Origin of the sequence: Citrobacter sp. 21OH12SH02A-Citro (assembly GCF_027919895.1) — a bacterium.
Classification (GTDB): domain Bacteria; phylum Pseudomonadota; class Gammaproteobacteria; order Enterobacterales; family Enterobacteriaceae; genus Citrobacter; species Citrobacter braakii.
Genome location: NZ_CP114805.1, coordinates 35,620 through 59,152, shown reverse-complemented (window position 1 = coordinate 59,152; position 23,533 = coordinate 35,620). Strand labels below are relative to the sequence as shown.

Below are 23,533 nucleotides of genomic sequence, written 5' to 3'. Positions count from 1 at the left end.
TTACGTCGATAGCGTAAAGCCGCACAAAAAACCATCAATCATCGTTTCAGTCTTCCCGTAAATCCCCTGAACCTTCCTCCCATTTTGCTGTTTCTGAGCTGGGCATGTGAATAATGCCTGTATTGGCTGTTGGTAAGTAATGCTGAAGTGCAAACGGAAGAGTGCAATTACTCTTTTGCCTAGCTTTTAAGTATTTACATACTTAAAAGCAGGCAAATAAAACATAAACATTACTGTTATCCCCTTTAATAAGTGGATAACCAAACATCACGGCGCAAGCGCCTAGAGGTAGCTCCCCACGCTACGCGCGGGGCATATTGAGATCAGAATCGCGAGATGGTCGACAGCTTGTCTGTTGACCATAGAGGGATTAGACAAATCCAGGCACTGGATGCGTCAGCCATATCGCTATAAGTACAGATGTACACGCTCGTAGTTCGCTACGCTCACAACGCGGAGATAAACCCCGGCTTCAGCTACGCTTTGCCGTGGCCACTCCGACCGCGCAAAGAAGCCCTCAAATGGCGGTTAGCGGGTTTAGCTAATCAGAGTGAAGGGCTGGATAGTTGATCCCTATCGATCCAGTAGCCGCTTCGCGGGGCTTCGGCGGCCAACCGACACAGCTATATTTGGCCACAATCAGCCGCCTTTCATGCGCAAGCGCATTACTGTAGCCGCAAAACGCATCAGAAGCGCTCTGACTGGTTTTGATGGTGAGGTAAGGGGATTGTGTGGTTTAGGCTGAAAAAGTCTCTTGTAGCGCGTCTGGTGCCGTCTATTTTTTTCAGTTAACGGGGTCTTACGCTCAGTGGAACGAAAACTCACGTTAAGCAACGTTTTCTACCTCTGACGCCTCTTTTAATCGGGTCCGCTTGGAAAAAGGAAATTATCCTACTATAAGGGCTTCCCCGAACAGTCAAAGCCGGTTTTTAATTTCTGTCTGTTCATCAAGGGGTCGTCTCAGAAAACGGAATCTATGGTCACTCCCGTTTTTGCAACACCGATTTTGACGATAAATTGGCTTGCTTGAATCTATCCGGCGTCTGAATGGGATTTTATTCCCGCGCCTCGATGAGTTCCGCGCCTGATGAACCTCCAGAAAATATACGAATTGGCTTGCTTGAATCTATCCGGCGTCTGAATGGGATTTTATTCCCGCGCCTCGATGAGTTCCGCGCCTGATGAACCTCCAGAAAATATACGGCTTCAATGAGCCTTTCCGTTTTACAGGTTCCTCAACAGGCCGGTGGGCCGTTAGTATCATCAATATCAGTATTCGCAAAACCAGATCAGTGATTCTTTAAACCGGTGTATTTCTGCCGTTATGCTACATAAGTTTGCTGTCGTGCCGTTAGGGCCCAGGCTATTCTGGCCAGCTTGTTTGCCAGAGCACAAGTGACGACAAAGTTGCTTTTCCTACACAGTAGATCCCTGACCCAATCGGCCAATTTGCCAGACTGGTGTTCCAGTTTTTGTATGAATACCCTGGCACATTGAACCAACAAAGTTCGGATCTTTTTGTTACCTCGCTTACTAATTCCCAGCAATGTCGTCCGACCTCCCGTGCTGTACTGTCGAGGCACTAGCCCTGTTGCCGCCGCAAAGTCACGACTGCTGGCGTACTGCTTCCCGTCGCCAATCTCAGTTGAAATAGTACTCGCTGTCAGTGTTCCGACGCAGGGAATGCTCAGCAAGCGCTGTCCAATCTCATCTTCGTCCAACTTTCGTTTCAACTGGGATTCCAAATCTTTAATCTGCTCAACAAGATAGTGATAATGCTGTTGTAATTTCAGCAATAACTGGCTGAGGTATAGAGGCAAACTATTGTCCTCAAGAAGGGTACTCAGTCGGCTAATAACGGCAGCTCCTCGTGGAACGCTGATGCCAAATTCCAGCAGAAAAGCATGCATCTGATTGGTTGTTTTTACCTTATCCTGAACCAGGGATTCACGGACACGATGCAGCGCACGCATTGCCTGCTGAGATTCAGTTCTGGGCTGTACAAAACGCATAGACGGACGCGATGCAGCTTCACAAATAGCTTCGGCGTCGACAAAGTCGTTTTTGTTACTTTTAACGAATGGACGGACAAATTGTGGTGATATCAGCTTAGGAAAATGCCCCAACTCTTCCAACTTGCGTGCCATAAAGTGAGAGCCACCACAGGCTTCCATTGCGATGGTTGTAGCGGGGCATGTCGCCAAAAATTCGATTAACTTTGGCCGTGTAAATTTTTTACGGTAAACAGCCTTGCCGCGACGATCCTGGCAATGAATATGGAAAGAGTTTTTACCCAGATCGATACCAATGAGCGCAATGTTTTCCATGATAGTTCTCCGAATGAAAGCCTGTCCTCAGCATAGTACCGGGAAGGAGGGAGTGACCATCTCATTAAACATCCTACGCCAAGCCTTTTTTAACCAAAGATGAGTCAACGGACCGCTTTGAGTTATGAAATCAATGGGGAGATGTAACGCAATCTCTTAAAGAAGGAGGTTGTTGCCATAAAATGGATTATGTGCAGTAACTATGTAACAGCAAAGTTGTAATGTCCGCTCTGGGGCTGCGGATTGCTATGATGTGATCCTAGAATGCTGCCGGTACTTCACCGGACTCATTGCACCTAATGATAGTTTGCTGCGCTTCTCGTTATACCAGCGTATGTACCTGTCCAGTTTCTGCCGTAGAACATTTCATTTTTGACCCGCCCGAAGAAGCCTTCACAGGCCGCGTTATCCGATGAACAACCTTTGCGCGACATGGACCTTATAATAATTCCGGATGTGTTGATACGATCCAGCCAGCCCGGCCATCGATAATGGCCACCCCGGTCGCTGTGTATTACCGGAGTTTCCCCCCTGAGCTTATCGAGCGCATCATCGAGCATGGTATTCACCAGCGTCGCGTCCGGGCGCGTTTCTATCGCCCAGCTCACTACCTGGCCATCAAAGCAGTCGATAACCGGCGACAGATAGACTTTTCCGGCCGGAAGATGGGACTCGGTGATATCGGTCAGCCACTTTTCATTTGGTCTGCAGACGCTAAAATCGTGGTCGAGCAGATTTTCAGGTGCTGGGCTGATTTCTCCACAGTACGAGCTGCATCGCCGTCGCCTGGTACGTTGAACAATCAACTGCTCTTCTGTCATTAGCCTGCGAACGACCTTCTCAGAAACAACCCTGTTTTTAACAAGAAGCATGGCGTGAAGCCGCCTGTAGCCGTAACAGAGGTAGTTCTCCTCAAAGATCTCCGCCATGATCATGTTTATTTCTGCATACTTATCACACAGGCGCTGGCTGGCTTTGTGTTAAAAATAACAGCTGCGTGCAAGTTGCAGAACGCCAAGCAACTCAGCAAATGGATACTTTTTCTTAAGGGCATCAACTATCCGGGTTTTCTCCCTGTTCTTCAGGGTCAGAAAGCTGATGCCCAGGTCTTTTTTTATCAGTTCATTCGCTTTTGTCAGTATGTCTCGTTCGAGCTGTAACTGACGAACCTGCTGCCTGAGGCGCTGGATTTCACCGAGCAGCACATCCTGATTTTTTCCCTGAGAAGCCGAATTACCTTTACTCATGGATCGATAAGCTTCGTCACTGATAAGGTCTTTCTTCAATTTGTACAGGACCGGAACGCTGACGCCTATGTTTTGTGCAACTTTACGGGCGGTTCCACATCGGCGGCAGAGCTCACGGACCGCCTGGGACCTCTCTTCCGGACTGAAACATTTGTTTGTGCCTGAGCGAATGACCAGAGGGCGCACATTTGGGTAAAACTCCTGAATCCAGCATTTGAGCACCTCATTACTGGGATAACCGATGGCGCGACGAGTAAACGACATGCAGCCACCGTGTGTGAGGTAGTGCTCAACAGCAGCAATTTTCTGTGCTCGTGAATAACGTTCTCTTCGCTTTAGATCTCTGGGTAAATCACCGGTCTTTTCATAAATCCGAACCCAGCGTCCCAGCTGTTTTGTAGACGGATATCCCAGCTCTCTAACAACCACGGAGGCTTTTTTACCGTACCGGTAATAGAGTTCGACCGCCCGGATACGATCCTCATAAGAATGCATAAATTGACTCCTGCAGGTCCAGGAATTCGTCCGCACCCCTCTGGGCTAAGTTAAGACGTCCGACGTTATAGTATCTGTGAGCCCACTGCCAAGCACTGATCCTACCCACGTAATGTGGACACGGCCCTAAGCGAGGTCCACGTAATTACCAATAAAAAACCAGGAGAGCCTGGCTTTTTTGTCTGTGGTGCTTACGCTTGTCGGTGACGCAGCCTGACGAGGTCGAAATAGACGATAACCACCGCAGCACCTGCTAGCAACAGCTCTCTCAGCGTCAGGCCAATGACATTCACATCCATCGCCGAAGGCAACAAGTTGAGGGTGATAAACGACGCAGCGATTGCCGCAACACCTCCCGTGACGCCCAAAACGGGAAACACAGTTCCGCTTAACAGCGCAACCGCAATGGCCGCCTGTATTACCGCCAGGAAATAGCTGGTGCCGTCCTGACCAAACCATACCGGCAGGAAGGAAAGCCAGCTGTCTTCCGTGAGCCTGTCAACCAACTGCATTTCCGGGGCAAACCACTTCAGATTACCGGAAACCAAGAACAGCACAATAACGGCTATCCGCACAATGTCCCGCTCGTGCAGAGGAAGAAGGGCTGAATAGGCTTTCAGTTTCATCGCGTTTCTCCTTGTAGAGTGAACAGGCCGCTACGTGCAGGCTGTCCACTCGCCGTGGGCATAATGATAGCGATTGTGAACCGGACTATTTGAACGAAGCGGAAGCAATAAACTGTTCAAACTGTTCACACCAGATCTGGACAGTGGTGTATTCGTCAACATTGACACCATTTGGCAGGCTCTTTTTAAAGTTGCCGAAGTTTTTCAGATCGCCGATATAAAGCGATTCATCTTTGATTTTCATAAACGACTCACGGTCGTCGGCGTAGGTCTTTGTCAGGTAGATTTTGTAATCCGGGCCAGGCGCGACGCTGCCCTCAAAGGCAATTTCTTTGTCATTCACGTACAGCTTGCCTTCTGCCCAGTGCACAGCATTGCTGCCTTTCTGGTTTTTCTTAAATTCACCGGAGAAGCGTGCCGATTTCTTCACGGAGTCAATTTCCTCCGAGGTAGAGTTTTTTTCCGCCGTGAGGATCGGCAGAACATAAATCCCGACGCCAAAACCTACACCAAATAGTGCAAGGTGGGAGGCGAGCATGGCAACTTTCAGTCTTTTTTTCATCTTATTTTCCTGGTCTGTCGAATGCCTGAACGTGTGGCCACACAAAGGGTTAAGGCAAAGGTTCATGTTTTTTCTGCATCAGCTAAGTATCTGCACCGTTAAACAGGGTGGCGGTGGCATATCCGCGCTCATCAGTATTCAGATGAGTAATACGGAAATAATCGGCTCCCGAGCTTTGCGCTTTGGCGGCCAGCTTATGGGTTAACCCATCGATAGTGCCGCCTGAAGCGGTAATACTGCCAACTCGTAACAATTCACACTGATGAGTGCGGGTGATTTCGGTGCCGTGCTGGGCAAATGCGGGCGCTGCGCTCAGTGCCAACAGGGAGGCGAGAATGATTTTTTTCATGAGATGCTCCTAAATGGTATTTTTTAGTGTTCGATAAAATATATAGCCTGGCCGAAATCATGATGCAAATAATTTTTTAGTGAATGATAAAAAATATGCTAATATTTTTCTCCAAACGAAAGCCAAAAAAATAGGTAAGATCATGATTAAATATAAGAAAGTGGGGAGACCAAAACTGATGTCAGAAGACAAACTTTCGCAGACGCTGTTTCATGTCTTTGCCGCCAAAGGTTATGCGTCCACCTCGATTGCCGATTTAACCCAGGCGACGGGCATGAAACCGGCCTCTTTGTATCTGGCGTTTGGCAACAAGGAAGGGATGTACGCGGCGGCGCTGGGCTACTATCGTCAGACGTGGCTGAGCGAGCTTCAGCAAACGCTCAACGACCGGGCGCTATGTTTTAAACAGCGCATCACAGCATTTCTGATTTCTGCTTTCACCCTGTTCAGCTGTAGCGACAAGCCACTGGGTTGCATGATGACCTTTTCCGCGCTGGCTTTTCAGGCCGGAGAAAGTGAATTAGCAAACCAGCTAAGCCAGGAGCGAGCGGCGTTTGTGCAATGGCTGGAAGAAGAAGCGCGACAGGCACAGCGTGACGGGCAGTTGTCGGACGACATGACACCCGCGACGTTTGCCAGTTTTATCATCACCCTAGAGCGCGGCCTTGCGCTGGGCGCGCTGGATAAGCCCGACCCGCAGATTGTACGCACAATGCTGGAAGGGGTGATTACCATGCTGTTCAAGGGAAAATAGCCAGGTTCAAACGTGCACCGACGTTACTGGCCGTCAGAGCCTCAGTATCAGCGTCGCTTTTATCAATTGTCACGATTTCCCGTTTGCCGTGGTGGTGAGTGCCTTGGCGAAAAAGCGCAGAGTGGGAGTGGCATCTTGATGCTTGCGACTATCATTATCTTACGATACGATTTTTTTGCTGCAAACAGGAAATACTTGTTTGACTGCTTCAATTTGGCACTGTTGCAAATAGTCGGTGGTGATAAACTTATCATCCCCTTTTGCTGATGGAGCTGCACATGAACCCATTCAAAGGCCGGCATTTTCAGCGTGACATCATTCTGTGGGCCGTACGCTGGTACTGCAAATACGGCATCAGTTACCGTGAGCTGCAGGAGATGCTGGCTGAACGCGGAGTGAATGTCGATCACTCCACGATTTACCGCTGGGTTCAGCGTTATGCGCCTGAAATGGAAAAACGGCTGCGCTGGTACTGGCGTAACCCTTCCGATCTTTGCCCGTGGCACATGGATGAAACCTACGTGAAGGTCAATGGCCGCTGGGCGTATCTGTACCGGGCCGTCGACAGCCGGGGCCGCACTGTCGATTTTTATCTCTCCTCCCGTCGTAACAGCAAAGCTGCATACCGGTTTCTGGGTAAAATCCTCAACAACGTGAAGAAGTGGCAGATCCCGCGATTCATCAACACGGATAAAGCGCCCGCCTATGGTCGCGCGCTTGCTCTGCTCAAACGCGAAGGCCGGTGCCCGTCTGACGTTGAACACCGACAGATTAAGTACCGGAACAACGTGATTGAATGCGATCATGGCAAACTGAAACGGATAATCGGCGCCACGCTGGGATTTAAATCCATGAAGACGGCTTACGCCACCATCAAAGGTATTGAGGTGATGCGTGCACTACGCAAAGGCCAGGCCTCAGCATTTTATTATGGTGATCCCCTGGGCGAAATGCGCCTGGTAAGCAGAGTTTTTGAAATGTAAGGCCTTTGAATAAGACAAAAGGCTGCCTCATCGCTAACTTTGCAACAGTGCCTTCTAATCCGACCGCTCGCGTCAACCAGGCAAACGAGGCGGCACGAGTCCAGCCGGTGCGCGACGGCTTCATTAACTCGATGCAGGTCTACCCGTGGACTCAAGGGGCGCTTTATCAAGTCTATACCGCCGTCGGGCAGATCACCGACATCGCGCTCCAACCCGGGGAGCAGCTTGTCGGCGCAGGCCCGGTGGCCGCCGGCGACACAGTGCACTGGATCATCGGCGACACCGAGAGCGGATCGGGGGCAACGCGCCAGATCCACATCCTAGTAAAGCCCACCCGCGCCGACCTGATGACAAACCTCGTCATCAACACCAACATGCGCACCTATCACATGGAGCTGCGCTCGACAGAGCGCACCTATATGGCGTCGGTCTCATGGCAGTATCCGCAAGACCAGCTCATTGCGCTGCGCCGTCAGAACGCCGAGGCGCAGGCGGCCCAGCCGGTGGCGAGCGGCGTCGATCTCGCGAACGTCAACTTCCGCTATGCGATCGAGGGCGACCGTGCGCCGTGGCGGCCGCTGCGCGCCTTCGACGACGGACGCCAGGTCTTTATCGAGTTTCCGCGCGGCATCGGTCAGGGCGAGATGCCGCCACTCTTCGTCGTCGGCCCCGAGGGCAACACCTCTGAGCTCGTGAACTATCGCGTTCGCGGCCACCACATGATCGTTGATCGTCTGTTCGCGGCTGCCGAACTTCGCTTCGGCTCCGGCCGCGAGCAGAAGCGCGTCAGGATCGTCCGCACAGACGGGAGGCCGACCTCGTGAGCGAGAACCCGCCCCGGATTGAGGAAGTGCCGGACGACGATGCGCAGCCCCTGACCGGCGAGCCGGTCGGGCCTGCGCCGATGCGGCTGCGGGCCGAACCGCCCCGCGTCACCCGGTTGTCGCGGAAGGTTCTCGCCGGCCTCGGTCTTGTCGCCAGCGTCGGGCTCGGAGGTGCGCTGATCTACGCGCTTCAGACCCGCGACGCCGGTCGGCCGAACGACGAACTCTATTCGACCGAGAACCGCTCGACCGCTGACGGACTGGCCGGCCTGCCGCGAGATTACAGTGGCGTGCCACAGCTCGGTCCCCCTCTTCCCGGTGACCTCGGCCGGCCGATCCTTAGTACCCAGGATCGCGGACAGCCGGTGCCCACACCCGGGACGGCCACGCCCAATCCCGGCATCAGCCCGGAAGAGCAGCGCCGCCTTCAGGAAATCGAGACCGCGCGCACCAGCCGTCTCTTCTCCGGATCGGAAAGCCGGGGCACACCCGCTGCTGCGGGAGCTGCCCCAGCGCTCGCGCCGGTGCCGGATTTGGCGAGCATTGGCCTCGCTCCGCCGCCCGCCACGCCCTCGGCGCAGGACCGGCAGAACGCGTTTCTGAACGCCGCGGCCGATCGCAGGACGGTTGCGCCCGATCGCGTCGCTGCGCCAGTATCGCCGAACGTCCTTCAGGCGGGAGCAGTGATATCCGCGGCGCTGATCACCGGCATCCGATCCGATCTACCCGGCCAGATCACCGCGCAGGTCACCGAAAACATCTACGACAGCCCAACCGGCCGTATCTTGCTTGTGCCGCAAGGCACTCGTGTGGTCGGGCAGTACGACAACAACGTGCAGTTCGGCCAGAGCCGAGTCCTGCTCGTCTGGACTCGGCTCGTCTTCCCGAACGGGCGCTCGATCGTTCTCGAGCGCCAGCCTGGTGCTGACGCTGAAGGGTTCGCCGGGCTGCAGGATGGCGTCGATTACCATTGGTGGGATCTGGCCAAGGCTGCGGGATTGTCGACACTGCTGAGCGTCGGCGCCGAACTCGCGGTCGACAACGACGATCAGCTCGTTCAGGCGATCCGGAACGGTGGGCAGGACACCATCAACGACGCAGGGCAGCAGATTGTGAGGCGTCAGCTCAACGTCGCGCCCACGATCACTATTCGGCCCGGATTTCCCGTGCGCGTTCTCGTGACGCGAGACTTGGTACTGGAGCCATATGGAGGGTGATGATGTCGAAGCTTAAGCTAGGCCCCATCGCGGACGACAAGCCGCTTAAGGTACAGGTCGAGCTACCTGCAGCTCTCCACCAGGACCTTGTTGACTACGCCCACCTATTGGGCCGAGAGCAAGGTCAGTCCGCTGTTGACCCAGCTCGGTTAATCGTCCCGATGTTACAACGGTTCATCGCGACAGACCGTGGCTTCGCCAAAGCCAGGCGAACGTTGACGCCGGGGAGCGCCGATTAATCCGTGGTCCCCGCTCTAGAGGGGGTGTCGAAACACTTCAGCAGCAGCGGCAGAGTCGGGTTGTCGTTGTCACTGGAAGAAATTATAGCGGCCGTCGGCGCCCGCGCCGATGGGAGCGGGATCAACGCGATATCCGGCCGGTAGATCACGCTGGTGATGGTCAAGCCGAAGCCCTGTTCGACCATCGTCAGCAGGGTTTCTCGGCTGACTTGTTGGATCGAGAGTTGAACCGCTCCGTCTCCGGCGCCCACCATGCGCCGGAGTATGCCAGCGAGCTCACGCCCAGCGCCATCCGAGCGAACGAGGAAGACTTCGTCACAAACGTCCTCCCACGACAGCTGTGGCCGTGCTGCCAACTCGTGAAGCGGGGACAATGCCACGAACAGATCTGGTTCGCAGAGACGTCGAACTTGGAACTGAGGGCTCTTGCTCGCACTCAGGCTGATTGCTGCGTCCAGTAATCCGCGCTTCACCCCCAAAGTGTTTTCTTCTGAAGTGCCTTCCTCAAGCTTTACCTCGATCGTCGGATGTCTATTTCTGAATGCCGAGAGAATGTTGATGATCGGGCACGCCGGGAACGCTTCAAGCATTCCAAACCTCACGAGCCCGGTCTTGAGTTTCCGCGCGGAGCGGATCTCCGTTGCGGCGTTACGAAGGTAGCGCGCTCCCACCACCGCTTGTTGAAGGAAGCGCTCACCTTCTGGAGTCAGCCCTGCCCCCGCTCGCGTACGCTTGAAGAGAGAAAAGCCAAGTTGGCGCTCAAACAGCTGCACAAGTCGGCTGACGGTGGATTGCGATATCGATAGGCGCTCCGCCGCTCGGCGGAAGCTGCCGGCCTCGGCGACCTGAACGGCGTACTTCAGGTATCGGAGATCAAGAGTCAGGTCGGGCATGAGACCCGTCCGATCATACCGGCGGTCTCATCGGCGAACCGCCTGCGCCCGGTGAGCGGCACCCATGCACGTCCACTTTCATCGAGCCCACCCCCGCTAGCGCCTGGGGAACGAGCACGTCCGTTGATCTCAGATGTGGAATCCGAGCTGAGCCCCTCAATGAGCATGACCATGTCCGAATCTGTCATAGATGCATGCGGCGGTCATACATTTTCACACGCTTGAAGTCTATGCGCGAAGCATATATTCTTGCGGTATGGAGCCTGAGGTCGCCAAGTACCATTTAGGTGCACTCGCGTTGGCCGTTGCAGACAGCATCGCCAGTGTCTCGGCCTCGTTTTCACCAAGCGGCCCGGGGACCGCCGTGATGGTGTTACTCAGCATGGAGCCCGGACTGCCGATCAGCGTTTTGGCTACCTCGATCGGGCTTTCTCATGCCGGGACGGTGCGATTGATCGATAGGCTCGAGCGCGAACAGTTGGTGGAACGACGAAGACAAATCACCGACAGGCGGGCGCGCTTCATTCACCTCACCAATTCGGGGAAGAAGATAACGGACGCCTTGCTCAAGGCACGGGAGCAGGTGATCTCCGAATGTATTTCGCCCCTGTCGCCCAATGACCTCGACATTCTAGGCATGCTGTCGGAGCGGCTCCTTGTGGCAAACGGCTTCGACAAAGATGGCTCGGTCAGCCTTTGCCATCTGTGCGGCTACAGCAGGATCGCGCCTTCCCGTGGTAAAGCTAAGCCGGGGCGCTCGCCACGCTGGAACGTCGCATCAGAAGGCTGACGATATGATCAGGCAGGCTTGAAATAATGGGATCGTTTGCGCTCGAACTTCTTCTATGCGTACTTGCCTTCGGGTTCGGATATGCGGCGAACCAAGGCGGAACCTGTTTAGTGGTGGCCGCTCATGAGTTACACAGAAGACAGCCGCCGAAAATGTTCGTCGGATTTCTCGCAGCGTCGGCAGCGGCAGGCCTGGTTGCGGTCCCGATAGTCTGGACGGGAACACTGGGCGCAACACTCGCACCCTCGACCAGCATCAATTTCCTCCTGCTCATTGGCGCCATCGCCTTCGGCCTCGGCGCACTCATTAATGACACATGCCTGCTCGGATCGCTGGCGCGGCTTGGGGATGGGGAGATGCGACTTCTAGCTCTACCCTTGGGATTAACGATTGGTATCTTGGCTGCCGACCATGGCAGGTTCGGCTACGATTCAACATGGCCAAGCTTAATCTCCAAACCGAGCGCAACAGGCCTCGTTACTCTCCTAGCCTTCCTAGTTGTGCTCGTGCTGGCACTCGTTTTCGTTTCCACGAAGAGCGTTCTGCGAACAAAGCCGGGTTGGTCGTTCGGCGCTTCGATGATTGGACTCGGTATCACTGGCGGACTTCTATATGCACTCTCGCCGGCCTGGACCTTCGCAGACGTGATTCAACGCGCCCTTCCTCTCAGAATGTCCCCGGCCGGCGAGGTCGCGCTCACTGCGGTGATCTCTTCGATCGCAGGCGCCCTAACCGCCTCCTTTCGCCAAGGCAATCTGCGTCTCCAACTGCCGACAGCCAATGGCATTCTGCGATCTGTCGTCGGCGGCACATTGATGGGTATCGGCATCGCGCTCATACCCGGCGGGAATGATGGGTTGATCCTCGCAGCGGTTCCGACTCTTTCACCTGGTGGGATAGTCGCCTACCTTCTGATGACGACGACAATCGTCTTCGGATTTGCAGCGCGTGGTAAGTTATTCCGGCGCTGCCTTTCACGGCCATGATAAGGGCAACAGAGGACTTGCCCTCCTGACATGAGCATTTATCCCGACCGGGAATATCGGCTGACTAGCTCGTATGCCTTTGCAGGCCCTTGGACCATGATGACCACTTCAAAGGCCGCCGGCCCCAGAATCCTGTAGGTTGCATGGTAGGTGTCGTCTCCGCAGGCATAGACGCCACTCGCTTCCAACCCGGTATCCGTCCGCGAGAAACTCAAGCTGAGGAACTGCGTCCCGATATGAGGTCCGTCTGCGAACTCGACGACAACACTGTCCTCGCTCAAGCGATAGCGATACTGCCGGCACGCGGAGAATACTCTGCCATCTGCCAGTGAGAGAATGCCGCTCTCTCGATAAGCGAGCGCGCCTTCGCCGATCGCTGCTACGATTTCGGTGGGCATGGTTATCTCGTCCAGGGCCGCGTCCATCCGTACAGGCTGGACGTTTGCCAACGGGCTATAGGCCCACCCGGAGCGCCAGCCCCATCAAGTCAAAATCCCGCAAAGGTCGCGCGTTTGCTGGGTAAAGGCATCGCCGATGAGGATGGCTTCGTGAGGCAGCGAAGCGCGAGCCAGCCGCTCGACATATCTCGCTTATTAGTATATGGTATATGCGTCGCGCATATACTGCAACGCCTGCCCGAAGCACGTAGACGACGTTCGTGACGTTCCCACGGGACCACTGTTGAGGAATTTTAGATGAGCATTTTCGACCGTTATGAATTTCTTGTCCCCGAGCACGGTCGGAGGGATCTTGGCCTGCTTAGATGGGCTCTCGTGATCGTATTTCTGTGGTTCGGCGCGATGAAGTTCACAGCGTACGAGGCCTATGGTATCGCCCCGTTTATCGAACACAGCCCGATCATGAATTGGCTCGGCATGTTCGGGACGCAGGGGCAAAGCTATTTCATCGGCGTTATCGAGTTATCGACCGGTCTCGTTCTGATCCTTGGTGCATTTCGTCCACTCTTCTCTGCGCTAGGCGCACTAATGTCAGCAGCGACCTATCTGATCACGCTGACCTTTTTCATCACCACTCCAGGTGTCGCGGAGCAGACTGCCGGCGGCTTTCCTGCGATTTCGGCTGCACCAGGGCAGTTTCTACTGAAGGACGCAGTTCTGCTAGCGGCGTCCCTCGTGCTGCTGCGTGCTTCGGTCCGCCACAGAGGGGCGCTTGTGCTCTCGTGACTGTGGTCCTCTCGTGACGGCGGGCGTGCAAATCCTGCAGAACCTCCGCGGGGCATGGATGCTCCGTCGCGATATCGAGCCCGGAGGCGCTCAGCTGCATGGCGACGCGGTCTTCGCCCGTTTCGCCGCAATCCCCGACGTCGTGGAGCACGGACTGTTCCTCAATGGGATTGATAAAATCGTGATCGCGCGCGGTGACACGATGGAAGTGCGACGCCGGGGGCAAGCTAGGTCTCGCTGATCTGCACCTGCGCGGCCTGGATGACAGCGCTGACGCGGAGTGATTCTCGGGCGCGACCTACGGCGATTCCGAGCGAAAAGGCTTGCCCTATAGCCGCCAGGTATCAACGGTTCCGCGGCCTTAACGAGCCGGACCCGTTTTTTTCGGCGCGCTCGATCAGTCGAAATCCTCCGAAACCCTTCTAAAACAGGACATTTTCCACAAGCCGCGCGGAGGAAGAGGACCACGGTATGGCTTGCTGTCTATGCTCCGCGCACATATAGATGTGGCAATGGATGGACCTCGAGATCGAAACATTTTCGGGGCGTTCGCACTCATGATCAGCGACGACATCGTTCGCGCTAGTTCATCGCGGGCGCCGGAAGCTGGACCCGCCGCCTCAGCGCTGGCGTTGCTCGCGCACAAGCCCGGGCTCTCGATCCGTATGCTTGCGATCGGGGTGGGCCTTTCACATGCTGGAACTGTTCGCCTGGTGGATAGATTGGTAAGCGAGGGATTGATCGAGCGTAGGGAGCATTCGACAGACGGGCGCGCGCGATCCCTCTATCTTACTCCAACTGGCAAGGTCGCGAGCGACGAGGTCCTGGCCTCGCGCGATCAAGTGATTGCCGAAGGGCTATCGATCCTTAATCCAGACGAACTGAAAACCTTATCGGACATCGCTGAACGCGTTCTCCGAAATCGCTTGGAAAACCTCGAGCAGTCATACCGCATCTGCCGCTTGTGCTGCTACGAGGGCTGCACGAACTGCCCCGTCGATGCCGAATTGCATGAGCGAGGTGTGGACCGCGAGAAGAACGACGACGCGTAGGAGACTCGCAATTGCGGCAGCTCAACGCTGCTCAGATGGCGGGGCTTCATAATGTCAGCGAGCCTACCATCAGCCGCATTCTTTTGGCTACGCGTCAAGCCGGCCGATCGGGCATGGCGGTCTCATTCTAATATGTCGGTGATCGCCCCACTTTTAGCCGCTCAATTGATCGGAACGCGGTTTCGGAAGCGGCCGTTCAAACCACTCGCTGCATTCCCATTTCTCTATGTCCGATAGGTAGTTTCGGGGAAAAGCAGTCGGGAACAGGTTTCGGGAACGCATGCTCCGGCAGGAGCGCAGCGCGCGTCCCAAACGCGTTTTCCCGGTAGAGCTTCCCAATCGGCAAAGTGCGGGCCACCTCAGACTGCGAACGCGAAAAACCGCCTGGCTGGTCACTCAAGGCAGGGTAACGACGATTTTCGCTGCGGATACACCCGCCTTCAGGGCTTCCAAGGCAGCCTGGAGCATTTCAAGGCCCTGGCCCACGATCTTCGCCGGAGGGGCGGGGACGAACGTGCGCGCCGCGAGAGCCTGCGGCAGGAATTCGCGGTAGATCATTGGACCAACCTCGTCATCCTTGAGGCTCGTCCCGGAGATGTGCGTCGCCTCGACTCCAAATGAACGCTCGTCGGGCGGGGCCAGCGTCGCTGCCACCCGGCGCGAGCCCTCGCATCTCGCAACTACGGCAAAACAGTCTTTCATGTGACCGGTCGCGTGAAGCGTTCCAGCGAGACTGCGCCCGCGCATTGCCTCAATCACGTCTTCCACGATGGCTGGACTCGAGTGGTCAAGAACCTCGCTTGCACCCAGCTCCTTCAACAGGCCGACGTTGCGCGCCGAAGCGGTGGCGACGCACCTGTAGCCCGACGCCACCGCGAGCTGGATGGCGTTGCAGCCAACGCTCGACGATCCACCCCAGACCAGAACGACCTCTGGACGCGCGGTCGGCGAGTGTAACGGTGGCGCGAGAGCCAACTGTGTCCGTCCGTAGAGCCCGCTTGCGGCGGTGCCAAGGCCAAGCGGGAGGACTGCCGCATCAGCGAAGGCAATGTTGTTGGGGATCGGCGCCGCCATGTGGTCCAGCACGATCGTGTGGTGCTGGAACGCACCCTGCGCAGGTTGATTTACGGTTGTCCCGACCGCCTGTCCGATGACTCGATCGCCGACCTTGAACCGCTCGACCGCGCCACCGACCGCCGCGACCTCACCGGAGACGTCGCTGCCGAGAATCGCGGGATAGTCGAGCCATGGCAAAAGCGCGACGTCCTGCAGAATCCAGTCGAGTGGGTTGATCGCGATGGCCGCGTTGCGGATCAATATCTCGTTCGCCGCCAGATGCGGCAGAGCGGTGACACCGATCCTCAGTGGCTGCCCCGGCGCTTTCTGCCAGGCGGCCTGATTAGTCACGGTTTCGGTCATCATCAACTCTTTCTGTCAAGTATTACAGCTGGGCGTTCGTCTGAGCGGTCCAACCGCCAGGTCGGGCGCACGAAGTGGCAGCTATAGCCCCCAGGATAGCGCACCAGGTATTCTTGGTGCTCTGGCTCCGCCTCCCAAAAGGGTTCTTCTGGGTTGATCTCCGACACGACCGGGCCTGGCCAGCTTCCTGATGCCTCGATTTCCGCGATGGTTGTGAGGGCGACTTCCTTCTGCACTTCGGTGGTGTAGAAAATCGCCGATCGATAGCTCGGACCGACATCGCTGCCTTGTTGCTCGTAGGTCGTGGGGTCATGTATCTGGAAGAAGAGTTCCAAGAGCGAGCGATAGGCGAGAACGGAAGGGTCGAAGGTCACTTCCACTGCTTCCGCATGGCCGTAATGTCTCGCGTAGGTCGGATCAGGCATTTCTCCGCCTGTGTAACCGACACGCGTCGAAATGACTCCCCTGGCTCGGCGCAGCAAATCCTCCATGCCCCAGAAGCAGCCGCCTGCGAGAATTGCTCGCTCTGTCGCGGCCGCCCTATTGCCGGTAGGCGATTGGCTCACAGTCCGTTCGCCCTCCTCCGTGTGCGCCACGGTCAAGCCAGCCTCGCGGGATCCGCAGCCTGACTGGCGCTCAAGAGCTCGGTCTGCACGTCCGAACCCCGGATGAGACTCAGATCGACGGGACACCGATCAGCGATCGCGAGGATCCGAGCGCGCTGATCATCACTCAGCGGCCCATCGAGGACAATGGTGCGGGTGAACCGGTCGGGTGGCATCATGTCCGGCACCTTCTCGTGCTGCACGGTCGTGCTCGCCCGTTCGAGCGGAAAGCCCTTGCGGTTCGCATAGAGACGCATCGTCATCACCGTGCAGGCTGCGAGGCCGGCAGATACGAGTTCGTAGGGAGATAGTCCGGTCCCGAGGCCACCGACCGATGCTGGCTCGTCGGCGAACAGAGTGTGCTCGCCGCTGCGGACCTTGAGCTGGAACGTCCCTGCAAGAGTTTCGGTGGAGACGACGCCCTCCGCAACCTCGACCTGCGGAAGATCCGCGCTGAGTGGTGGGAGAAAGCGGCTCGCCCAAACCGCCACCATGGCCGCGGCGTAGTTCGCGTCCGCGACGTCGGTGAGAAGGTGATCCGCGTTGTCGAGCGAGATGAAGCTTTTAGGGTGCCTGGACGCGACGAAGATGCGCGACGCGTGGTCGATGCCGACCACCTGATCCAGCGGAGAGTGCATGACCAGCACCGGCCGTCGCAGGGAGGCAATGGCCTTCTCGACGTCGATCCCCTCAACCGCCTCAAGGAACCCTCGGCGAATGAGGAAGGGCCTACCGGCAATCTCCACCGAGGCCTCGCCCTCGCTCGCGATGGTGTCCAGATCATTCGGTCCGAAGAGGCGCAAGATATGCTGAAGGTCGGCCGGCGCACCAATCGTCGCTACCGCCGCAATATCAGGCATGTCGGCGGCGGCTACGATCGCAGCGGTGCCACCCAGGCTGTGCCCGACGAGGAGGGACGGTGACATGCCCGCCGCCGCCATCGCATTTGCGGCGGCCCGAAGGTCCTCGACGTCCGACGCGAAGTTCACAGGTTCTCCCGTCCCACCGCCGATCCCGGTCCCGGCGAAATCGAACCTCAAGACCCCGATGCCCGCACGCGACAGCGCGCGCGAGATGTGAACAGCGGCGCGACTGTCTTTCCCGCACGTGAAGCAGTGGGCGAAGATCGCCCAGCCCCGCGGCGTCCCTTCCGGCGGTTCGAGGTGCCCGGACAGCGGAGAGCCAGCCCCACTGACAAACGTAAATGATCTTCCTGCCATGTCCATCAAACCTCCAGCACGCGGCTTGGCGGTTGCGCTCTCAGAACCTTCGACGGAGCTGAGCGGAGCGCACCGCCAACCGGTAATCGTCATCTCAGGCTATCATTTATATGTCTGGCGCATATAGACAAGCCCCTATACCATGATTATATGCGCCAAGCATACTTCTGCGACCTGCTTTCCAAAGGCGGTCTCACGGAAGAGGTATCAGTCAGGCGCGTGGGCCAAAGGACTATGGAACTCAATCAAGTCAGCTATTTCATCAACTTGGCCGAGACGCTGAATTTCACAGCGGCCGCTCGCTTGAGCGGTGTGTCACAGCCAAGTCTGACCCGCGCGATCCGCCGCTTGGAAGATGAGCTTGGCGGGCCGCTGATCTATCGCGACGGGAAGAACAGCCGCCTGACTGGCCTTGGCCATGACGTCGAGGCAGAATTCCGGCGCATGGTGGTCGCGATGAAGAGCGTTCGCAATCACTCGGAGCACTGGGCGATGGGGGGGCACCGCGTGCTGGATGTCGCCGTCGCGCCCACCGTCGGACCAAAGGAATTTACGGCATTCTTCGAGAGCGCATTGGCGGAGATGCCATCCATCGAAATCAAGCTGCACTCGCTCCAGTCGAACGAGGACACATCGGAGGTGCTTTCAGGAAAATACCACGCGTGCATCATGCCGCGTGAAACAAGACCGGAACGCAAGCTGGATGTGCATCCTCTATTTCGGGAGCGCTTCGTGCTCGGCTGTTCTGCAAACCATCCCTTGGCTGCCAACGAGATCGTGCGCGGCGAAGACCTGCTCGAGTTTCCTTTCGTCGATCGCCTGAAATGCGAGTTTCGCGATCGGATCCTCGATCACTTCGCGCGACGGGACTTGCTCATGCGACCTCGCTTTCGATCAGATCGCGAGGACTGGGTGCAACGGGTCGTCGCTGACGGCCACGCCATATGCATTCTTCCGGAACGATCGCCGACCGTGCAAGGCCTCGTCACTCGGCCGATCGACGGATTTGTCTTGGAGCGCGAAGTCGTGATCGCGACAGTATCCGGCTCCACGGCAACGGTCGAGATACGGAACATCGCGCAGCTGGCAGCCCGGTATGAGTGGAACTGAATCACGACGTGAAGAGCTTCGGCGCTATGGAAACTATACGCGCAGCGTATTGGATAAATCTGGGGCGCACTGCTATAGTCGGCGCAATGACTGCAAAGATAAATGACAGTGTGTCGAGCTCTCTAGATTAATTATTGGAGACTATCATGAAGTTTGAGAAGTCACAGGCAGCAGTTGACCGCCTGACCCCCGAGCAACGCCGGATTACCCAGGATTCGGGGACCGAAAGGCCCTTCACGGGTGAGCACAACGACAACAAGGAGCCTGGCATCTACGTCGACATAGTGTCGGGAGAGCCGCTGTTCGCTTCAACGGACAAGTTCGATTCGGGTACTGGCTGGCCCAGCTTCACCAAGCCGATCGTTCCGGCAAACGTGAACGAGGTGCGGGACAGTGCACACGGCATGGTCCGGACGGAGGTCAGGTCGGTACACGCCGACAGCCATCTGGGCCACGTTTTCCCGGACGGTCCTTCCGACCGCGGCGGTCTGCGCTACTGCATCAACTCTGCGTCCCTTCGCTTCATCCCGCGCGACGAGATGGAGTCCGAGGGATACGGTGAATATCTCGATCAAGTAGAGGAGGCTTAACATGCATCAGCGCGCTGTTCTCGCAGGAGGATGTTTCTGGGGCATGCAGGATCTGATCCGCAAGCGGCCCGGCATCATCTCGACCCGTGTGGGTTACACGGGCGGCGATATTCCGAACGCCACGTATCGTAATCACGGCACGCATGCCGAGGGGATCGAGATTGTCTTCGACCCGACAGTGACGAGCTACCGGCACATCCTGGAATTCTTCTTCCAGATCCACGATCCGACGACGCTGAACCGCCAGGGCAATGATCGTGGGCTCTCCTACCGGTCGGGCATCTATTATGTCGACGAGGAGCAGAAGCGCGTCGCCGAGGATACGATCGCCGATGTGGATGCCTCGGGGCTGTGGGATGGCAAAGTGGTGACCGAGGTCCAGCCGGTCGGCGAGTTCTGGGAGGCCGAGCCCGATCACCAGGATTATCTGGAGAAGCGGCCGGGCGGCTACACCTGCCACTTCGTCCGTCCCGACTGGGTTCTTCCAAAGCGGCATGAGGCCGGCGATGTGAGCCCTGCGGCCGGGGCTGCAGCGGAATAGGCTTCGCTGCCGTTAGTGCCGCGCCGATCCGGTTCGCAACCTCCGACGACCGCGTCAATCGACGCGGTCGTCGAACCCGGCCTTGAAGCAGATCATTCCATTCAGCCGCCGTCGCAGTGCCAGGATCCAGATATGACAGACCTCTCCTCCTTTCCCATCACGCAGCGCTGGCCAGCATCTTATCCGGATCGCTTGCAACTATACGCGGCCCCCACGCCCAACGGCGTCAAGGTCTCGATGATGCTGGAGGAGACTGGCCTGCCGTATGAGCCCCACTTCGTCGACATCTCGAACAACGAGTCGAAGGATCCAGCGTTCGTGTCGTTGAATCCCAACGGCCGCATACCCGCGATCATCGATCCGGCTGGCCCTGACGGCCAGCCCATTGGCATATGGGAAACCGGTGCGATCCTCATCTATCTGGCCGACAAGACGGGGCAGCTCATCTCAACAACACCCGCCCAGCGGTACGAGACTCTGGCCTGGGTGTTCTTTCAGGTGTCGGGCGTTGGGCCGACCTTCGGACAGCTAGGCTTTTTCCTGCGATTTGCCGGCAAGGACTATGAGGACAAGCGACCTCGGCAGCGCTTTGTTGATGAATCCAGGCGTCTTCTCGGGGTCCTGGATCACCGGCTGGAGGGCCGCGAATGGATTGTCGATGATTACTCGATCGCGGACATTGCGACGTTTGGCTGGGTGAATGCGCTGGTCGAATTCTACGCAGCGGGCGACATCCTCGGCCTAAGCAGCTATTCGAACGTGCAGGCATGGCTCGAACGCGGGCTGGCGCGACCGGCTGTACAGCGTGGCCTGCGAATTCCTGCGAGGCCTGCATGACCATTATCGCCGCATATTATTACAACGAAGGTAAGCGAGTCCGTGAAATCAGGCTCGATGAGCACGTCGAACTAAACGAGAATCGCTCGGGCTTCTGCTGGATCGCGCTTAGCGAGCCCACCGCAGACGAACTCAGCGCGATCCAGACGACGTATAACCTCCATCCTTTGGCGATCGACAACGCCATGCACCCGCTGTGCCCGCCCAAGCTCGAGGTCTACAACGATGAGTTGTACGTCGTCGCCCAGACCGCCGAGCTGGTCGGCGACCGGATCAGCTACGGCAAGATGGCGATCTTCACCGGTCACAATCACCTTATCACCGTGCGGCACGGCAATGCCGGAGCGCTGGGCAAACTTCGGGAGCAACTCGAGGCATCGCCGACGCAGTTCGGCAAAGGTGTCGACTATGTGCTGCACGCGATCTTGCACCGAGTGGTCGACCAGTATCTGCCCATCTTCGAAATGATCGAGGACGACGTCCTGGCGATGGAGCGACGGTCGCTGCACGATTTCCTCGGGCCAGAAGAGGTGGCGCGAATCTTCGAACTAAGGTCCGAACTCACGCGGTTCCAGCGCACGCTCGGGGCTATGGCCGAGCTGGTGCGAAAGCTCGTTCGCGGCCACTTTCCCTGCATCAGCGCCGAAATGACACCATATTTCCACGACGTCGCGGACCATGTCCACCGCGTGCAGTCCATGGTCGACGGCCTCCTGCTTATCCTGTCCACGGTCTTCGAGGCCAGCAGCCTTCTGGAAGCGCAAAGGATCGGTGTGGTCACTCGCCAGCTCGCGGCCTGGGCGGCGATCTTGGCGGTCCCGACGGCGATCGCCGGAATATATGGCATGAACTTCAAGCACATGCCGGAACTGGACACGCCATATGGCTACTTCGTCGTGCTCGGAGTGATAGCGGTGTTCTGCCTTCTCCTATTCATGCGCTTCAAGAAGGCCAAGTGGCTATGAGTAACGCACTTCGCGAGCTTCTCCGTCCGCCGAGTCACAGCGCGCTTTGTGCGCGAGCGTGTCCAATCCAGTTCAAGATGAAGGTGCTTCCATGACCTCCCAGGTGACCGACGTTCTAGAAGCAGTCCAGTCATTCATCGCCAAAGGCTATGACCGCGAATACCGCGTCAAGGACGGCAATCTCGTCGATCTCGAACTAGGGTCAACCCTCGATGCATGCAGCATTCGCGTCGATGCGGCGTTGCGCCTCGAGAGCGGGGACGACGGCGAAGATGCCTCCAACATCTACGCGATCACCGATCCGGCGACAGAGCATAAAGGCCTGTTGATCGACGCCTTCGACGTGTTCCACGAAATCTGCCCCCGCGACTTGTCCGAGCGCCTTGTGGCGCATCGGGAAACAGCACCGGCAGGTGACCAGGACGCGCCGAGCAAGCACGGACTACGGAAAGTCTACAAGAGCGAGTTTCACAGCGATCCCGAGCGTTACGTTCTGCGCGAGGGCTTTCCAGACTTCCCGCCATGCCCTTTCGGCCAATCCTTCAGCATCCTCGGCTTCGATACCGCCGAGCAGGAATATGTCTGGCTCGTCACGAGCATCATTCGAGATCCTCGGCTGATCAGGGTTCCATACCAGGGCGAAGACGTCATCAGCGACGAATAGCGGTGTCGCTTAGCCGGAAAGGCTGGCCTTCCTGGCCCACACATCTGCAGGCTGAACTTTAAGAACATCGAAAATTAGGAGGTGATTATGGACTGGAACAAGGACCACATACGAGAAACTATGCTCTTGCTGGAGACAGCAGCGTTGCACAGCGCTCGCGAAAACTACCTGGACTATGTCTCTACCGCTCGGCTCGATCGGAGCGAACCGATCGAAAACGACGAACTAGCTCAGGCCGAGGTCGCGAGCGACTTCGCTGAAGCGCTCGATGACACGCTCCATGACTACGCCAATAAACTCGAAAAGCTCAGGACGATCGATTTCGGCCCCAAGTTGGCCGTCAACGAAGGCGCTGTCGTCAAGCTGTCCGGCCGCCACTTTGTGATCGCGGTGTCAACGAGCAAGTTTACCTGTCAGGGGCGTGAGCTCATGGGCATTTCCACGATGGCGCCGATCTTCGAAGCGATCGAGGGTGCCCGAGCCGGGGAGACCGTGCAGTTCAACGGCCGGGACCTCACCGTAGAAGACGTGGAATAAAGCCCTCCACCGCAGCCGGCGCGCTAGTGCCGAACGCCCTGCATCTCTTTCTGCATGCATACGGTCACTTGCAGCCGCGTTGACCTGGCTCATCAAAGGCAAACTCATGACAACACCTTCATTCTTCATCACCCCCGGATACGGGACGCGCCTGCATGACGCGCTTCATTATTCTCAGGCAATGCGCATTGGTGACCGCGTGGAGATCTCCGGACAGGGCGGATGGAACGACGATCTCGTCATTCCGGAGTCGATTGAGGAAGAGATCGAGCAGGCGTTCAAGAACGTGGAACGGACGCTCGCGACCGCCGGAGCACGCTGGCCGCATGTGGTCCACGTCAATTCCTATCACGTCGGTGGATTCCCTCCCGTGATCAACGAAACAATGGCCAAGCTGTATCGCCACTACATGCCCGACCGCGCTCCAATCTGGACGCAGTTGGGAATCGAAGCGCTGGGGCTTCCAACCATGCGTATCGAAATTCGCGTAACAGCTATCATCGCCTGACCCCGCGGT

Annotated in this window: 26 protein-coding genes and 1 pseudogene; 17 read left to right on the top strand and 10 right to left on the bottom strand. The window is 57.1% G+C overall.

What is annotated here, in order from left to right; genetic code table 11:
• Positions 1–1,322: 1,322 nt before the first annotated feature.
• From O6D90_RS26095 to O6D90_RS26075, 5 genes and pseudogenes are all read right to left on the bottom strand, one after another.
• Entirely contained in the window at positions 1,323–2,327 is a 1,005-nt protein-coding gene (locus O6D90_RS26095; RefSeq protein ID WP_000427620.1) for an IS110-like element IS4321 family transposase, read from the bottom strand.
• 246 nt (positions 2,328–2,573) lie between these two features.
• A pseudogene (locus O6D90_RS26090) lies at positions 2,574–4,069 on the bottom strand (IS3 family transposase).
• 191 nt (positions 4,070–4,260) lie between these two features.
• A complete protein-coding gene (locus tag O6D90_RS26085) occupies positions 4,261–4,695 on the bottom strand; it encodes a DUF417 family protein (protein WP_178317654.1) in 435 nt (144 codons plus the stop codon).
• Between the two features lie 85 nt (positions 4,696–4,780).
• Positions 4,781–5,257, bottom strand: a complete 477-nt coding sequence (locus O6D90_RS26080; protein WP_178317655.1) for a DM13 domain-containing protein — start codon at positions 5,255–5,257, stop codon at positions 4,781–4,783.
• An 82-nt stretch (positions 5,258–5,339) separates the two neighbouring features.
• Positions 5,340–5,606, bottom strand: a complete 267-nt coding sequence (locus tag O6D90_RS26075; RefSeq protein ID WP_178317656.1) for a YdgH/BhsA/McbA-like domain containing protein — start codon at positions 5,604–5,606, stop codon at positions 5,340–5,342.
• Between the two features lie 178 nt (positions 5,607–5,784).
• Here O6D90_RS26075 and O6D90_RS26070 point away from each other — a divergent pair, with 178 nt between their 5' ends.
• The 5 genes from O6D90_RS26070 (at position 5,785) to O6D90_RS26045 (ending at position 9,623) form a co-directional block, all read left to right on the top strand.
• Positions 5,785–6,360 carry a TetR/AcrR family transcriptional regulator gene (locus O6D90_RS26070; RefSeq protein WP_236118722.1) on the top strand — a complete coding sequence of 192 codons (576 nt, stop codon included), beginning with the start codon at positions 5,785–5,787 and terminating at the stop codon, positions 6,358–6,360.
• Between the two features lie 278 nt (positions 6,361–6,638).
• Positions 6,639–7,343: an IS6-like element IS26 family transposase gene (locus tag O6D90_RS26060; RefSeq protein WP_001067855.1), complete on the top strand. Its 705-nt coding sequence runs from the start codon at positions 6,639–6,641 to the stop codon at positions 7,341–7,343.
• 5 nt (positions 7,344–7,348) lie between these two features.
• Positions 7,349–8,167: a P-type conjugative transfer protein TrbG gene (trbG, locus tag O6D90_RS26055; protein ID WP_207788772.1), complete on the top strand. Its 819-nt coding sequence runs from the start codon at positions 7,349–7,351 to the stop codon at positions 8,165–8,167.
• A complete protein-coding gene (locus O6D90_RS26050) occupies positions 8,164–9,384 on the top strand; it encodes a TrbI/VirB10 family protein (RefSeq protein ID WP_011191355.1) in 1,221 nt (406 codons plus the stop codon). The genes trbG and O6D90_RS26050 overlap by 4 nt, the downstream gene beginning before the upstream one ends.
• A gap of 2 nt (positions 9,385–9,386) precedes the next feature.
• Complete coding sequence (locus O6D90_RS26045; RefSeq protein ID WP_026227538.1) at positions 9,387–9,623, top strand: DUF2274 domain-containing protein; 237 nt, start codon at positions 9,387–9,389, stop codon at positions 9,621–9,623.
• Here O6D90_RS26045 and O6D90_RS26040 read toward each other — a convergent pair.
• Positions 9,620–10,516, bottom strand: a complete 897-nt coding sequence (locus O6D90_RS26040; protein WP_270956630.1) for a LysR family transcriptional regulator — start codon at positions 10,514–10,516, stop codon at positions 9,620–9,622. The genes O6D90_RS26045 and O6D90_RS26040 overlap by 4 nt on opposite strands.
• Before the next feature lie 367 nt (positions 10,517–10,883).
• Here O6D90_RS26040 and O6D90_RS26035 point away from each other — a divergent pair, with 367 nt between their 5' ends.
• Both O6D90_RS26035 and O6D90_RS26030 read left to right on the top strand, forming a co-directional pair.
• The gene (locus tag O6D90_RS26035) at positions 10,884–11,306 is read left to right on the top strand and encodes a MarR family winged helix-turn-helix transcriptional regulator (protein ID WP_223296479.1); all 423 of its coding nucleotides are present in this window, start codon (positions 10,884–10,886) and stop codon (positions 11,304–11,306) included.
• Positions 11,307–11,332: 26 nt separating this feature from the next.
• The gene (locus O6D90_RS26030) at positions 11,333–12,292 is read left to right on the top strand and encodes a YeeE/YedE thiosulfate transporter family protein (RefSeq protein WP_004099025.1); all 960 of its coding nucleotides are present in this window, start codon (positions 11,333–11,335) and stop codon (positions 12,290–12,292) included.
• Between the two features lie 38 nt (positions 12,293–12,330).
• Here the strand turns inward: O6D90_RS26030 and O6D90_RS26025 are convergent, their stop codons facing one another.
• Entirely contained in the window at positions 12,331–12,690 is a 360-nt protein-coding gene (locus O6D90_RS26025; RefSeq protein ID WP_166479491.1) for a DUF6314 family protein, read from the bottom strand.
• Positions 12,691–12,987: 297 nt separating this feature from the next.
• On the opposite strand from O6D90_RS26025, the gene O6D90_RS26020 reads away from it, so the two are divergent.
• A complete protein-coding gene (locus O6D90_RS26020) occupies positions 12,988–13,476 on the top strand; it encodes a YkgB family protein (protein WP_004099027.1) in 489 nt (162 codons plus the stop codon).
• Positions 13,477–14,033: 557 nt separating this feature from the next.
• On the top strand, positions 14,034–14,528 hold the full coding sequence (locus O6D90_RS26015; RefSeq protein ID WP_004099028.1) for a MarR family winged helix-turn-helix transcriptional regulator: 495 nt from the start codon (positions 14,034–14,036) through the stop codon (positions 14,526–14,528).
• 396 nt (positions 14,529–14,924) lie between these two features.
• On the opposite strand, the gene O6D90_RS26010 is transcribed toward O6D90_RS26015, so the two are convergent.
• The 3 genes from O6D90_RS26010 to O6D90_RS26000 form a co-directional block, all read right to left on the bottom strand.
• Positions 14,925–15,950: a zinc-binding alcohol dehydrogenase family protein gene (locus O6D90_RS26010; protein WP_004357654.1), complete on the bottom strand. Its 1,026-nt coding sequence runs from the start codon at positions 15,948–15,950 to the stop codon at positions 14,925–14,927.
• Positions 15,950–16,438 carry a peptide-methionine (S)-S-oxide reductase MsrA gene (msrA, locus tag O6D90_RS26005; RefSeq protein ID WP_045269765.1) on the bottom strand — a complete coding sequence of 163 codons (489 nt, stop codon included), beginning with the start codon at positions 16,436–16,438 and terminating at the stop codon, positions 15,950–15,952. The genes O6D90_RS26010 and msrA (O6D90_RS26005) overlap by 1 nt, the downstream gene beginning before the upstream one ends.
• Positions 16,439–16,545: 107 nt before the next feature.
• Complete coding sequence (locus O6D90_RS26000; protein ID WP_004357650.1) at positions 16,546–17,778, bottom strand: bifunctional alpha/beta hydrolase/OsmC family protein; 1,233 nt, start codon at positions 17,776–17,778, stop codon at positions 16,546–16,548.
• Between the two features lie 228 nt (positions 17,779–18,006).
• Between O6D90_RS26000 and O6D90_RS25995 the strand changes: the two genes are divergently transcribed.
• The 8 genes from O6D90_RS25995 (at position 18,007) to O6D90_RS25960 (ending at position 23,524) form a co-directional block, all read left to right on the top strand.
• Entirely contained in the window at positions 18,007–18,882 is an 876-nt protein-coding gene (locus O6D90_RS25995; protein WP_011191349.1) for a LysR family transcriptional regulator, read from the top strand.
• A 146-nt stretch (positions 18,883–19,028) separates the two neighbouring features.
• Positions 19,029–19,472 carry a peptide-methionine (R)-S-oxide reductase MsrB gene (gene msrB / locus O6D90_RS25990; RefSeq protein WP_004099035.1) on the top strand — a complete coding sequence of 148 codons (444 nt, stop codon included), beginning with the start codon at positions 19,029–19,031 and terminating at the stop codon, positions 19,470–19,472.
• Between the two features lies 1 nt (position 19,473).
• Positions 19,474–20,013 carry a peptide-methionine (S)-S-oxide reductase MsrA gene (msrA, locus tag O6D90_RS25985; protein WP_004099036.1) on the top strand — a complete coding sequence of 180 codons (540 nt, stop codon included), beginning with the start codon at positions 19,474–19,476 and terminating at the stop codon, positions 20,011–20,013.
• A gap of 132 nt (positions 20,014–20,145) precedes the next feature.
• On the top strand, positions 20,146–20,850 hold the full coding sequence (locus O6D90_RS25980) for a glutathione S-transferase N-terminal domain-containing protein (RefSeq protein ID WP_004099038.1): 705 nt from the start codon (positions 20,146–20,148) through the stop codon (positions 20,848–20,850).
• Positions 20,847–21,815, top strand: coding sequence for a magnesium and cobalt transport protein CorA (locus tag O6D90_RS25975; protein ID WP_011191347.1), 969 nt, complete (start codon positions 20,847–20,849; stop codon positions 21,813–21,815). Before O6D90_RS25980 ends, O6D90_RS25975 begins: the two co-directional genes overlap by 4 nt.
• A gap of 91 nt (positions 21,816–21,906) precedes the next feature.
• A complete protein-coding gene (locus tag O6D90_RS25970; RefSeq protein WP_004099040.1) occupies positions 21,907–22,479 on the top strand; it encodes a hypothetical protein in 573 nt (190 codons plus the stop codon).
• An 87-nt stretch (positions 22,480–22,566) separates the two neighbouring features.
• The gene (locus O6D90_RS25965; protein WP_004099042.1) at positions 22,567–23,016 is read left to right on the top strand and encodes a hypothetical protein; all 450 of its coding nucleotides are present in this window, start codon (positions 22,567–22,569) and stop codon (positions 23,014–23,016) included.
• Between the two features lie 106 nt (positions 23,017–23,122).
• A complete protein-coding gene (locus tag O6D90_RS25960; protein WP_004099044.1) occupies positions 23,123–23,524 on the top strand; it encodes a RidA family protein in 402 nt (133 codons plus the stop codon).
• Positions 23,525–23,533: the final 9 nt, after the last annotated feature.

Coding starts and splice junctions, on each gene's coding strand:
- O6D90_RS26095 (WP_000427620.1), bottom strand. CDS start 2,327: ATGGAAAACATTGCGCTCATTGGTATCGATCTGGGTAAAAACTCTTTC.
- O6D90_RS26085 (WP_178317654.1), bottom strand. CDS start 4,695: ATGAAACTGAAAGCCTATTCAGCCCTTCTTCCTCTGCACGAGCGGGAC.
- O6D90_RS26080 (WP_178317655.1), bottom strand. CDS start 5,257: ATGAAAAAAAGACTGAAAGTTGCCATGCTCGCCTCCCACCTTGCACTA.
- O6D90_RS26075 (WP_178317656.1), bottom strand. CDS start 5,606: ATGAAAAAAATCATTCTCGCCTCCCTGTTGGCACTGAGCGCAGCGCCC.
- O6D90_RS26070 (WP_236118722.1), top strand. CDS start 5,785: ATGTCAGAAGACAAACTTTCGCAGACGCTGTTTCATGTCTTTGCCGCC.
- O6D90_RS26060 (WP_001067855.1), top strand. CDS start 6,639: ATGAACCCATTCAAAGGCCGGCATTTTCAGCGTGACATCATTCTGTGG.
- O6D90_RS26045 (WP_026227538.1), top strand. CDS start 9,387: ATGTCGAAGCTTAAGCTAGGCCCCATCGCGGACGACAAGCCGCTTAAG.
- O6D90_RS26040 (WP_270956630.1), bottom strand. CDS start 10,516: ATGCCCGACCTGACTCTTGATCTCCGATACCTGAAGTACGCCGTTCAG.
- O6D90_RS26035 (WP_223296479.1), top strand. CDS start 10,884: ATGGTGTTACTCAGCATGGAGCCCGGACTGCCGATCAGCGTTTTGGCT.
- O6D90_RS26030 (WP_004099025.1), top strand. CDS start 11,333: ATGGGATCGTTTGCGCTCGAACTTCTTCTATGCGTACTTGCCTTCGGG.
- O6D90_RS26025 (WP_166479491.1), bottom strand. CDS start 12,690: ATGCCCACCGAAATCGTAGCAGCGATCGGCGAAGGCGCGCTCGCTTAT.
- O6D90_RS26020 (WP_004099027.1), top strand. CDS start 12,988: ATGAGCATTTTCGACCGTTATGAATTTCTTGTCCCCGAGCACGGTCGG.
- O6D90_RS26015 (WP_004099028.1), top strand. CDS start 14,034: ATGATCAGCGACGACATCGTTCGCGCTAGTTCATCGCGGGCGCCGGAA.
- O6D90_RS26010 (WP_004357654.1), bottom strand. CDS start 15,950: ATGATGACCGAAACCGTGACTAATCAGGCCGCCTGGCAGAAAGCGCCG.
- msrA (WP_045269765.1), bottom strand. CDS start 16,438: ATGGAGGATTTGCTGCGCCGAGCCAGGGGAGTCATTTCGACGCGTGTC.
- O6D90_RS26000 (WP_004357650.1), bottom strand. CDS start 17,778: ATGGACATGGCAGGAAGATCATTTACGTTTGTCAGTGGGGCTGGCTCT.
- O6D90_RS25995 (WP_011191349.1), top strand. CDS start 18,007: ATGGAACTCAATCAAGTCAGCTATTTCATCAACTTGGCCGAGACGCTG.
- msrB (WP_004099035.1), top strand. CDS start 19,029: ATGAAGTTTGAGAAGTCACAGGCAGCAGTTGACCGCCTGACCCCCGAG.
- msrA (WP_004099036.1), top strand. CDS start 19,474: ATGCATCAGCGCGCTGTTCTCGCAGGAGGATGTTTCTGGGGCATGCAG.
- O6D90_RS25980 (WP_004099038.1), top strand. CDS start 20,146: ATGACAGACCTCTCCTCCTTTCCCATCACGCAGCGCTGGCCAGCATCT.
- O6D90_RS25975 (WP_011191347.1), top strand. CDS start 20,847: ATGACCATTATCGCCGCATATTATTACAACGAAGGTAAGCGAGTCCGT.
- O6D90_RS25970 (WP_004099040.1), top strand. CDS start 21,907: ATGACCTCCCAGGTGACCGACGTTCTAGAAGCAGTCCAGTCATTCATC.
- O6D90_RS25965 (WP_004099042.1), top strand. CDS start 22,567: ATGGACTGGAACAAGGACCACATACGAGAAACTATGCTCTTGCTGGAG.
- O6D90_RS25960 (WP_004099044.1), top strand. CDS start 23,123: ATGACAACACCTTCATTCTTCATCACCCCCGGATACGGGACGCGCCTG.